10 protein-coding genes are annotated in these 11,085 nt (G+C 69.8%); 1 reads left to right on the top strand and 9 read right to left on the bottom strand.

Translation table 11 applies throughout. The features are described 5' to 3' along the window. The first annotated feature begins 101 nt into the window (after positions 1-101). Complete coding sequence (locus RUH65_RS02885; protein ID WP_313815693.1) at positions 102-1,394, top strand: PrsW family intramembrane metalloprotease; 1,293 nt, start codon at positions 102-104, stop codon at positions 1,392-1,394. On the opposite strand, the gene nusB is transcribed toward RUH65_RS02885, so the two are convergent. The 9 genes from nusB to alaS form a co-directional block, all read right to left on the bottom strand. Then, positions 1,342-1,752, bottom strand: coding sequence for a transcription antitermination factor NusB (gene nusB / locus RUH65_RS02880; RefSeq protein ID WP_159551174.1), 411 nt, complete (start codon positions 1,750-1,752; stop codon positions 1,342-1,344). The two genes, RUH65_RS02885 and nusB, sit on opposite strands and share 53 nt — an antisense overlap. Before the next feature lie 18 nt (positions 1,753-1,770). Further along, positions 1,771-2,334: an elongation factor P gene (gene efp / locus RUH65_RS02875; RefSeq protein WP_313815692.1), complete on the bottom strand. Its 564-nt coding sequence runs from the start codon at positions 2,332-2,334 to the stop codon at positions 1,771-1,773. 133 nt (positions 2,335-2,467) lie between these two features. Next, positions 2,468-3,601 carry a 3-dehydroquinate synthase gene (gene aroB / locus RUH65_RS02870; protein ID WP_313815691.1) on the bottom strand — a complete coding sequence of 378 codons (1,134 nt, stop codon included), beginning with the start codon at positions 3,599-3,601 and terminating at the stop codon, positions 2,468-2,470. After that, the gene (locus RUH65_RS02865) at positions 3,598-4,179 is read right to left on the bottom strand and encodes a shikimate kinase (protein WP_313815690.1); all 582 of its coding nucleotides are present in this window, start codon (positions 4,177-4,179) and stop codon (positions 3,598-3,600) included. Before RUH65_RS02865 ends, aroB begins: the two co-directional genes overlap by 4 nt. Next, positions 4,176-5,420, bottom strand: a complete 1,245-nt coding sequence (gene aroC / locus RUH65_RS02860) for a chorismate synthase (RefSeq protein ID WP_313815689.1) — start codon at positions 5,418-5,420, stop codon at positions 4,176-4,178. Before aroC ends, RUH65_RS02865 begins: the two co-directional genes overlap by 4 nt. A 51-nt stretch (positions 5,421-5,471) precedes the next feature. After that, on the bottom strand, positions 5,472-6,395 hold the full coding sequence (locus tag RUH65_RS02855) for a shikimate dehydrogenase (RefSeq protein ID WP_313815688.1): 924 nt from the start codon (positions 6,393-6,395) through the stop codon (positions 5,472-5,474). Then, on the bottom strand, positions 6,388-7,806 hold the full coding sequence (mltG, locus tag RUH65_RS02850) for an endolytic transglycosylase MltG (protein ID WP_313815687.1): 1,419 nt from the start codon (positions 7,804-7,806) through the stop codon (positions 6,388-6,390). Before mltG ends, RUH65_RS02855 begins: the two co-directional genes overlap by 8 nt. Continuing rightward, entirely contained in the window at positions 7,787-8,326 is a 540-nt protein-coding gene (gene ruvX, locus RUH65_RS02845; RefSeq protein WP_313815686.1) for a Holliday junction resolvase RuvX, read from the bottom strand. Before ruvX ends, mltG begins: the two co-directional genes overlap by 20 nt. Continuing rightward, positions 8,323-11,082, bottom strand: a complete 2,760-nt coding sequence (gene alaS, locus RUH65_RS02840) for an alanine--tRNA ligase (protein WP_313815685.1) — start codon at positions 11,080-11,082, stop codon at positions 8,323-8,325. Before alaS ends, ruvX begins: the two co-directional genes overlap by 4 nt. Positions 11,083-11,085: the final 3 nt, after the last annotated feature.

Raw genomic sequence — 11,085 nt, 5'->3', positions numbered from 1 at the left:
CACAGGACGGAACTTAAAGGAAACGCAACCCTGGGTGGGTGTGTTTGGTCCGGCGTCAACAGTATCACCGCGGCGGGTCGGCCAGGTGTCAGGATGGTTCCATGACGCAGCCGGTGAACCTCCCCGCACCACCTCCCTCGGACGGGCCGGTGCCCTCGGCCGGCCTCCCTGGGACCACCGGTCCGTCGCCGGTGGCGTATCCCCCGGCGCACCTCACCGCGCGGCGGAGCCGTCGCTCCCAGGCCTGGGGCGTCACCCTGCTCGTGGCGGCCGCGGCCGTCGGTGCCCTGGTGATCCTGTTCCTGGTCGACTCCCTGGGCTCCGAGACGCTCTTCGTGGTCGGGTTGCTGGCGCTGGTTCCCCTGACCATCGTGGTGGCCGCCCTGCTGTGGATCGACCGGTGGGATCCCGAGCCCCGTGGCTGGCTGGTCTTCGCGTTCCTCTGGGGTGCCGGGGTGTCCGTGTTCGGCACCCTCGCGCTGGGCGAGGTGTTCATGGAGACCTTCGGCGGGCTGTCCTCGCTGGACGCGGCCACCTTCGCTGCGGTGGTGCAGGCCCCGGTGATCGAGGAGACCATGAAGGGCGCCGGCCTCGTGGTGATCTTCCTGGCGGCCCGCCGGCACTTCGACGGTCCCGTGGACGGGGTGGTCTACGCGGGCATGGTGGCGGCCGGCTTCGCCTTCACGGAGAACATCCTGTACTTCGGCACAGCCTACACCGAGGCCGGGTGGGGCACCGAGCTGGCGTTCACCTTCGTGCTGCGGGGGCTGTTCTCGCCCTTCGCCCACGTGCTGTTCACCGTGTGGATCGGGTTCTTCCTGGGGGTGGCCGCACATCGGCGGGTCACCCGGGGCCGGCTCGGCCGGGTCAGCTGGACCGGCTGGTTCCTGGTGGGGCTGGTCCCGGCCATGGTCGGGCACTTCCTGTGGAACGGCGGCCTGGCTTTGATCTTCGACGACTTCTTCACGTTCTACCTGGTGCTGCAGGTCCCGCTGTTCATCGCGGCGGTCGCCGCCGTCGTGCTGTTGCTGCGGGCCGAGCGACGCCTGACCCAGGGCATGCTGGACCGCTATGGGGTGGCGGGGTGGCTGTGGCCGGAGGAGATCGCCCTCTTCGGCACGGCCCCGGGGCGGCGGCAGGGCCGCCGGTGGGCCGGCCAACATGGTGCCCGGAGTCAGCACCGTGCCTTCGAGCGGACCGTCCTACGCCTGGCCGCGCTGCGGCACCGGATCGAACGGGGCCACGATGTCCAGGCCAACAGCGCCGAAGAGCTCCGGCTGCTGCAGGACACGGTCCGGCAGCGGCGGGAGCTCTTCGGCGCGATCAGGCCCGGAGGACCGGTCAGTCCAGCAGCGTCGGCTTCAGCTGCTGGATCCGGCCGAGCAGGCCGTTGACATAGTCGGGGGAATCGTCCGTGGACAGTTCCTTGGCGATCGTGACCGCCTCGGCCACGGCCACGCGGTCCGGCACCTCGTCGTTGAACAGCAGTTCCCAGGCACCGATCCGCAGGATGGCGCGGTCCACCGCCGGCATGCGGTCCAGGGTCCAGCCCTGGGCGTAGGAGGACAGGATCTCGTCGATCCGCTCCTGTTCGGCCACCACGCCCTGGATGATCTCCACGGTGTACGGGTTGATCACCTGTGCCGTGGATGCCCTGCGGGAGGTGATGCCCTCATCCGGAGTGGTCCCGCGCTGTTCGGCCTCGAAGAGGACCTCCAGCGCGCGCCTCCGGGCTTTGCCTCGTGCGCTCACAGTTGGTCAGTCGTCCCGTCAGTCGTTCACGCGGCCCAGGTAGTCACCCGAGCGGGTGTCCACCTTGACCTTGGTGCCCTGGTCCACGAACAGCGGGACCTGGATCTCGTAGCCGGTCTCGAGGGTCGCGGGCTTGGTGCCGGCGGAGGACCGGTCACCCTGCAGGCCCGGCTCGGTGTAGGTGATCTCCAGGACCACCGACGGCGGCATGTCCAGGTACAGCGGGGTGCCCTCGTTCATGGCGATGGTCACCTTCTGGTTCTCCAGCATGAAGTTGGCGGCGGTGCCCACGACAGCCGGGTTCACCGGGATCTGGTCGTAGGTGTCCGTGTCCATGAAGATGTAGTCCTCGCCATCCTGGTACAGGTACTCGTAGTCCGAGCGGTCCACAATGGCGGTCTCGATCTTGGCGCCGGCGTTGAAGGTCTTGTCCACCAGCTTGCCGGTGGTGATGTTCCGGATCTTGGTGCGGACGAACGCCCCGCCCTTGCCGGGCTTCACGTGCTGGAACTCGATGACGTTCCACAGGTGGCCGTCCATTTTCAGCACGGTGCCGTTCTTGATGTCGTTGCTGGTTGCCACTGTCAATCTCCGTCTGTCTTAAGGGGCCAGTCGATGGCGTCGGCGGGTCTCGCTGGAAGTCCAGTCGACCATTCTAGGTGATGGGGACCTTACCCCGGGTCATCGCCGGGTTCGCTCGGCGATCACCCGGCGCTCACTCCGCGATCTCCTGGTAGGCCGCGAACAGCAGTGAGGCGTCCGGGACGTCATAGGTGGTCGGCTTGCCCAGGCCGTCCAGGAGCACGAACCGCAGCTGGTCCCCGCGGTTCTTCTTGTCCCGGCGGATGCCGTCCAGCAGCGTCTCCCAGCGGCCGGAGGAGTACGACGTCGGCAGGCCGAGCGACTCGAGGATCGTGCGGTGACGATCGGCGGTGGCATCGTCAAGGCGACCGACGGAACGCGCCAGCTCGGCCGCGAACACCAGGCCGACGGACACCGCGGCCCCGTGGCGCCACTGGTAGCGCTCGGCCAGTTCGATGGCGTGGGCCAGGGTGTGGCCGTAGTTCAGCATCTCGCGCGCGCCAGCCTCCCGCAGGTCATGGGAGACCACCTGGGCCTTGACGGCGATCGAGCGCTCGATGAGTTCACGCAGCTGGTCCGAATGCGGGTTCTGGGCCTGCTCCGGAGAGGACTCGATGATCGTGAGGATCTCCGGGTCCGCGATGAAGCCGCACTTGACGACCTCCGCGAGTCCGGACACCAGCTCGTTCGGCGGCAGGGTCAACAGTGTGTCCAGGTCAGCGAGCACGCCGGCGGGCGGGTGGAACGCTCCCACCAGGTTCTTGCCCTCGGCGGTGTTGATACCGGTCTTGCCGCCCACGGCGGCATCCACCATGCCCAGGAGGGTGGTGGGGAAGTGCACCACGCGGACCCCGCGCAGCCAGGTGGCCGCCACGAAGCCGGCAACGTCGGAGACCGAGCCGCCGCCCACGGACACCACGGCGTCCGAGCGGGTGAAGTCGTTCTGGCCCAGGACCTGCCAGCAGAACGCGGCCACCTGGATGTGCTTGCCCTCCTCGGCATCCGGGATCTCCGCGGTGAGAGCCTGGAAGCCGGCCGTCTCCAGATCGGCCTTGACCACGTCACCGGTGGCCCGCAATGCCCGAGGGTGGATGACCAGGACGCGCCGGACCGAGGGCCCGAGCATGTCCGGCAGGCGCCCCAGCAGACCCCTGCCCACCACGACGTCGTAACCACCGGTGCCCGCGGCCCCCGATCCGCCGGCCACGGGGATGACGGTGGCATCGTCCGGGACGGGTTCGGTGGACGGGGTGTTCGGCTCAGTCATGGGTGGACAGCTCCTGTGGTCGGCGTGGTGGTCTCGGCCTGGCGGACGAGGCGGATGATGTGGGTGGCAAGGTCTTCGGTGGAGCGGCCGGTGGTGTCCACCGTCCACTGCGATACCTCACGGTACAAGGCATGGCGTTCGGCGAGGATGCGGCGCCAGGTGCGGCCGGGATCCCCGGCGAGGACCGGCCTGCCGAGGCCGCCGTTGAGCCGGGCCAGGGCCGCGTCCTCCTCCACTGTGAGGTAGACGACATGGGACCCGTGCCGCAGTCGGTCGCGGGTCTGGGCGCTGAGCACCGCTCCCCCGCCCAGTGAGAGGACGCAGGGTTCGGCGCGGGAGAGTACCTCTCCGATGACGCCCTCCTCGGCCTGACGGAAGGCCGGTTCACCGTTGCGGGAGAAGTACTCCGAGATGGCGCCGTGCTGGGCCACGAAGAGGTCATCGGCGTCCAGGCGCTCCAGGCCGAGCCGGCGGCCCAGGACGAGTCCGACGGTCGACTTGCCGGACCCCATGGGCCCCACGAGCACGATCCGCCGGCCAGGTGACCAACCAGGGCCGCCGCCGGTTGCTGAGCTCACTGCAGCGGGTCACCCATGGGCGAGGCGGCCAGCTCGGCCACCGCGTCCGCGTCAGCGACCGGCAGCGGTTCGAGCGAGGCCACGAAGGAGTCCAGGTTCCGCTTCGTCTCCGCCACGGAGTCTCCCCCGAACTTCTGCAGGACGGCCTGGGCGAGGACGAGGCAGACCATGGCCTCGGCCACGACGCCGGCCGCCGGCACGGCGCACACGTCCGAGCGCTGGTGGTGGGCCTTCGTGTCCTGGCCGGTGGCCGTGTCCACGGTACGCAGGGCCTTGGGGACGGTGGCGATCGGCTTCATGCCCGCGCGCACGCGGACCACTCCCCCGGTACTCATGCCGCCCTCGATGCCGCCGGCCCGGTTGGAGGTGCGGATCGGATATCCGTCTGGGCCGCGGACGATCTCGTCGTGAGCGGCGGTGCCGCGGCGGGCGGCCGTGGTGAAGCCGTCGCCGACCTCGACGCCCTTGATGGCCTGGATGCCCATGAGGGCGCCGGAGAGCAGCGAGTCCAGGCGGCGGTCCCAGTGCACGTGGCTGCCCAGCCCCACGGGCACGCCGTAGGCCAGGACCTCCACGACTCCGCCGAGGGTCTCGCCCTCCTTGTGGGCGGCGTCCACCTCGGCGACCATGGCGTCCGAGGTCGACTTGTCGAAGCACCGCAGCGGATCGGCGTCCAGCGCGGTCACGTCCTCCGGCAGGGGCAGTGCGGCGCCCTCCGGCACGGACACCGTGCCGACCGCCGTGGTGTGGGAGACGGTGCGGATGCCCAGCTCCGCCAGGAAGGATGAGGCCACGGTGCCCAGGGCCACGCGCGCCGCGGTCTCCCGGGCGGAGGCGCGCTCCAGCAGGGGACGGGCCTCGTCGAAGCCGTATTTCTGCATGCCGGCCAGGTCGGCGTGGCCGGGGCGTGGCCGGGTGAGGGCGGCGTTGCGGGCCAGGCCGTCGAGTTCGTCCGCGGCCACGGGGTCGGCCGACATGACCTTCTCCCACTTGGGCCATTCGGTGTTGGCGATCTCGATGGCGACCGGGGAGCCCAGGGTGGAACCGTGGCGGACACCGCCGACGAGGGTCACCTGGTCCTGTTCGAACTTCATCCGGGCACCACGGCCGTACCCCAGGCGCCGGCGCGCCAGGGCGTCCTGCACCATAGAGGTGGTCAGGGGGATGCCCGCGGGCATCCCTTCAATGATTCCAACGAGTGCGGGCCCATGTGATTCGCCCGCTGTCAACCAGCGCACCATGGATTCGATTCTCTCATGGTCCGCACGGGGCCCCCGACCGTGTGACCGGGTTCAACGCTCCGGAAGGTCGATGGCGGCGGCCATCGCGGCGATGACGGCGGGCCAGTCGGGCTCCGTCCCGACCGGGCGGATCCGCGCCGTGAACAGGCGGACCTGTTCGACGGCCTGGTACAGCAGCATCTCCAGGCCGCTGACCACCTGGCCACCCTGGTCTTGCCAGGACCGTGCCAGCGCGGACGGCCACGGGTCGTACGCCGCGTCCAGCAGAGGGGGCAACGGTGACGTTTCCGCGGTCGCTGCGGCTGCTCCGGACAGAGCCGTGGCCAGGGCCCCGGTCAGGGCCCCGGCCGTGGGGTCTGCAGCGCGCGGGGGCAGCGTGGCGACGACGGCGCGGAAGCCACGGGCCGCCGTCGGGAAGTCCTCGAGCAGCCGGACGTGCGGGATCAGGCCGAAGCCGCGCGCGAGTTCGGCGTGCTCGGCGGCCTTGGCCGGGGTGCGGACGAACAGGTCGACGCCGGCCAGCCCCAGCTTCTCCGCGGCGGCGATGGCCGCCGCGGCGGTCCCGCCACCGCCGAGGATGCCCATCCGCCCGCCGGCCACCTCGCGGCTGTAGCCGGCGAACACGAGCGATTCGACGATGCCCTCCACGTCCGTGTTGTAGGCCGTGGAGACCCCCTCCCCGTCCCAGACGACGGTGTTGAGGAACCCGAGCCGCTCGGCCCGCGGCGAGTAGCGGTCCGCCAGCGGCATCATCGCGGACTTCAGCGGCATGGTGACCGAGAACCCGAGCCAATCGAAGCCCGTCGCCGTACTCCGGTCCAGGCCGGCCATGAAGGCCGGCAGCGCCTCCGGTGTCACGTCATGGGCGTCATAGGCGACGTTCACGCCCAGGGCACGGTAGGCGGCCCGGTGCAGGGCCGGTGACTTCGAGTGCGAGATGGGGTGGCCGAGGACGCCGGCGGACGGCCTAACCACAGATCTCCGCATTCTCGGCGCAGTAGTCGCGGTATTCCTGCTGGTAGACACGGTGCTGGGCGTAGTCCTCTGCGAACTTCGTCTCGCCGGTCTCGATGTTGGTGGTCACCCAGTAGTAGTAGTCGTTGTCCTCCGGGTGGGCCGCCGCATCCAGGGCCTGGGTGGAGGGGGCACCGATGGGTCCGGGGGGCAGTCCGCGGTGGGCATAGGTGTTGTACTCGTTGGAGGCATCCTGCTTGTCCTCTTCCGAGAACTGCAACTGGCGCTGGCCGAGCCCGTAGATCACCGTGGCATCGATCTGCAGGTAACCGCCGGTCTCCTCATTGGACGGATTCAGGCGGTTCTCGATGATGCCGGCGACCATCGGGTAGTCGTCCGTCAACGCCTCGGCCTCCAGGATGGAGGCGATCGTGACGGTGCGGAACTGCTCGGACTCGTCCGTGATCCCCTGCTCCTCGAGCTCGGCCATGGTCGGTTCGATCATCATGGCAAAGATCTCGGCCGGCTCGGCATCCACGGGGAAGCGGTACTCCCCCGGAGCCAGGTAGCCCTCCAGGCTGGGGGCCTCGGCGGGAAGCCCGAAGTCAGTGGGGTCCGCCGCGGCAGCCTCCAGGTCCTGGACGGAGATACCCGTGGACTCGCTGACGGCGCTCATGGCCTCACCCAAGCGCATGCCGCGGTTCACCGCGACGTAGTGGACCTGGCCCTGACCGTCGCGTTGGAGGATGGCCGCCGCGTCAGCGGCCTTCATCTGCTTCCTCAGCGGATATTCCCCCGGCTGGATGGAGTTCTCCGACCGCGACTGGTTGACGGCCTCGATGAAGGCGGCGCCGCTGGCCACGATGTCCTCGTCCACGAGGCGGTTCCCGATGGCGATGGCACCCTCGCCCTCATTGACGGAGAACACCACCTCGGCGCCGCCGGGGCCCGGGTAGTCCTCGGCCGCGGGATCCGGCAGGATGGCCTTCAGCGCGAAGGACAGGCCCGCCACCAGCAGCACGAACACGGCGAAGGCGGAGGTCAGAGCGATGTTGCGGCGGCGGCGGCGCTTCCGGCGCGCCTCCTTCTTCACCTGTTTCTCGGCGTCCAGGGAGCGGTCCCGGTTGACGGTGACGGTCTGGTATCCCTTGCGGCCGGCCGGGCGGACGATGACGGGGGTCCCTGAACTGTCGGTACCCACGACGACGGCGTCGTCATCCGCCGTGCCGTGGTTCTGATCCTGCTCCTGACCGCTACCGCCGTCATGACCCTCGTCGCCCTCACCGTGCTGACCGGGGAATTCGCGGCGATCCTCGTCCAGGGAGGGTTCACCGGCTGCGTCGGACCGGCGGGCCTCCTCGCGGCGGCGCAGTTCGCGCCGGGTCAGCGGGGACTGCTGGTCTCGGGAACCCTCAGGAGTCTGATCGGCCACGTGTTCCGTCCTCTCCCTCTGGTCCTTTTGGCACAGGAACTAGCACGGGGCGCCCGGCGTCCCGCTGGAGTGATTGTTGCATATTCAACGCGTGCTCGAGTATCTGCACGGCCGCCACCTGGTCCACGACCTCGCGATGGGTCCGGCTCCCCCGGCCGGCCTCATGCAGCTGCCGGTGAGCCGTGACGGTGCTGAGGCGTTCGTCCACGAGGTGCACCCGGGCCGGGCTTCCGGCCTCGAGCAACTCCGCTGCCAGGTCCTCGGCATAGCGGTGGGCGTCCTCGGTGGATTGCGTGAATCGGCCCTGCATGTTCACCGGAGACCCGACGTAGACCACCACGGCCTGGCGCTCCAGGGCCTCACGGACGATCAGCCGCCGGTCGAACCCCTTCTTGAGGTCCCGCCGGAGTGTCTTCACCGGGGTGGCCAGGATGCCGTCCGGGTCCGAGGCGGCGAGGCCGACGCGGGACTTGCCCACGTCGACCCCGAGCCGGACCCCGCGCTGCAATGCACCGCTCACGCGCCCGCGGCCCCGACCGTCGACTCGATCGTCGTCCGCACGGCCACCAGGGCGTCATCGATCCGGGCGGCCTCCTGGCCGCCGCCCTGGGCCACGTCGTCCTTGCCACCGCCGCCTCCGCCGAGCACTCCGCAGGCGGTCTTGACGAGGGCACCGGCCTTGAGTCCGGACTCGCGGGCGGCCTGGTTGGTGCCGACCACCACGAGCGGACGGCCCTTGGCGGTGCCGGCCATGGCCACCACCACGGGGGTGCCCGCGGCGTTGCCGGACTGGTTCTCCAACCGGGATCGCAGGTCCAGCACCAGGCTCCGCAGCTCGTCGCCCGAGCCCACCGGGCCGGCGTCGTGCGCCAGGACCGTGATGGTGGCGCCGGGACCGGACACGGCCACGGCGTTCTCGACGAGGCGGCCGGCCTCGGCCTGCAACTGGGCCGAGCGCAGGACGGCGAGCTCCTTCTCGACCTCCTTGAGCCGGGCCAGGGTGCCGGTGATGCGGTCCTTGACCTGGTCCGCCGGGACCTTGAGCAGGCCGGTGAGCTCATTGACGAGCGTGCGCTCGGTGGCCAGGTGGCGGAAGGCGTCCAGGCCGACGAGGGCCTCGACGCGACGGTTGCCCGAACCCACGGACTGTTCCCCGAGCAGCGCCAGGGAGCCGATCTCCGCCGTGGCGCCCACGTGGGTGCCGCCGCACAGCTCGCGCGACCAGGCGCCGTTGACCTCGACCACGCGCACGCGGTCTCCGTACTTCTCGCCGAACAGGCTCATCGCCCCGAGATCGCGCGCCTCGTCCAGGCCCATCTCCCGGGTGAGCACGGGGTGGTTGTCCCGGATGGCCAGGTTGGAGACCTCCTCGACCTCGGACCGGGCCATCTCGCTCATGGCCTCACCCCAGCGGAAGTCGAACCGGAGGTACCCCTCCTTGTTGAAGGAACCGGACTGCGTGGCCTCCGGACCGAGGATCTGGTGGAGGGCAGCATGCACCAGGTGCGTGCCGGTGTGGGCCTTCTGGGCGTCGAGGCGCCGCTGGAGATCGATGGCGCCGACGGCGGTGGCGCCGGCCGGCACCTCACCCTCGGCGACCTTGATCCGGTGCACACTCAGGCCGCGGACCGGGGACTGGACGTCGAGGACCTCGAGCACGAAACCGTCACCGGTGATGAGACCGGTGTCAGCGGCCTGGCCTCCGGACTCGGCGTAGAAGGGCGTGGCGTCCAGCACCAGTTCGAGTTCCTGCCCGGCGGTGGCCGAGCTCACCCGCTGGCCACCGCTCAGCAGGCCGCGGATGCGGGCCTCGGTGGTGTGCTCGGTGTAGCCGGTGAAGACCGTGTCCCCCTCGGCCTGCAGCTGGCGATAGGCCGAGGAGTCCACGTGACCGGACTTCTTGGACTTGGCGTCCTGGCGGGCACGGTTGCGCTGCTCGGTCATGAGCTCCCGGAAGCCGGCCTCGTCCACGGCCACCCCGGCCTCCTCGGCCATCTCGAGGGTGAGGTCGATGGGGAACCCGTAGGTGTCATGCAGCTCAAACGCGTCGGCGCCGGAGATGCCGGGAGCCGCGGCGTTCCCTTCTCCGGCGGCGCGCGCGGCGGACTTCGCGGCCGTGACGGCCGAGTCCATCCGGGCCGTGCCGGCGGCAATGGTCCGCAGGAAGGCCTTCTCCTCGTTGTAGGCGATCCGGGAGATGCGGTCGAAGTCCCGCTCGACCTCCGGGTAGGTGCCCTTCATGGCGTCGCGGGAGACCGGCAGCAGTTCCGGCAGCACCGGATCGGTCACACCCATCAGACGCATGGCCCGCACGGCACGGCGGATTAGGCGGCGCAACACGTAGCCGCCGGCCTCGTTGCCGGGCACCACGCCGTCCGTGATGAGCATCAACGCGGAGCGGACGTGGTCAGCGATCATCCGCAGGCGCACGTCGTCCGTGTAGCGCGGGTCCGTGGGGTCCTCGGTGGAGGAGTATTCCTTGCCGGCCAGCGCGGCGGCGCGGTCCAGGACGGGGCGGACCTGATCCGTCTCGTACATGTTCTCCACGTCCTGCAGGATCATGGCGAGACGTTCGAGGCCGAGCCCGGTGTCGATGTTCTTGTGGTCCAGCTCGCCCGCCACCGTGAACTCGGTCTGCGAGGTGACCTCGGAGAGCTGGTACTGCATGAAGACCAGGTTCCAGATCTCCATATAGCGGTTCTCGTCCGCGGAGGGGCCGCCCTCGCGGCCGTACTCCGGCCCCCGGTCATAGAAGATCTCCGAGTCCGGGCCGCCGGGGCCGGGCTGGCCGGTGTGCCAGTAGTTGTCCTCCTTGCCCAGGCGCTGGATGCGCTCGGCCGGGAAGCCGACCTCCTCGCGCCAGATGCGCTCGGCCTCGTCGTCCTCCTCGTACACCGTGACCCACAGCCGCTCGGGGTCCAGGCCGAAGCCGCCCTGGTCCTGAGATGTGGTCAACAGCTCCCAGGCGTAGGGGATGGCCTTTTCCTTGAAGTAGTCGCCGAAGGAGAAGTTGCCGCACATCTGGAAGAAGGTGCCGTGGCGGACCGTCTTGCCGACCTCTTCGATGTCCGCGGTGCGGATGCACTTCTGCACGGTGGTGGCCCGCTGATAGGGCGGGGTCTCCTGGCCCAGGAAGTACGGGATGAAGGGAACCATGCCGGCGATGGTGAACAGCAACGACGGATCCGGGGAGACCAACGATGCCGAGGGAACGACGGAGTGGTCCTTCTGGGCGAAGAAATCCAGCCAGCGGCTGGCGATGTCCTGGGACTTCATGAC

This window comes from Citricoccus sp. (assembly GCF_032154715.1).
Taxonomy (GTDB): domain Bacteria; phylum Actinomycetota; class Actinomycetes; order Actinomycetales; family Micrococcaceae; genus Citricoccus.
The sequence above is the reverse complement of the archived record's forward strand: the minus strand, read 5'-3'. Positions and strand labels throughout refer to the sequence as shown.

Coding starts and splice junctions, on each gene's coding strand:
- alaS (WP_313815685.1), bottom strand. CDS start 11,082: ATGAAGTCCCAGGACATCGCCAGCCGCTGGCTGGATTTCTTCGCCCAG.
- aroB (WP_313815691.1), bottom strand. CDS start 3,601: ATGACTGAGCCGAACACCCCGTCCACCGAACCCGTCCCGGACGATGCC.
- RUH65_RS02885 (WP_313815693.1), top strand. CDS start 102: ATGACGCAGCCGGTGAACCTCCCCGCACCACCTCCCTCGGACGGGCCG.
- aroC (WP_313815689.1), bottom strand. CDS start 5,420: ATGGTGCGCTGGTTGACAGCGGGCGAATCACATGGGCCCGCACTCGTT.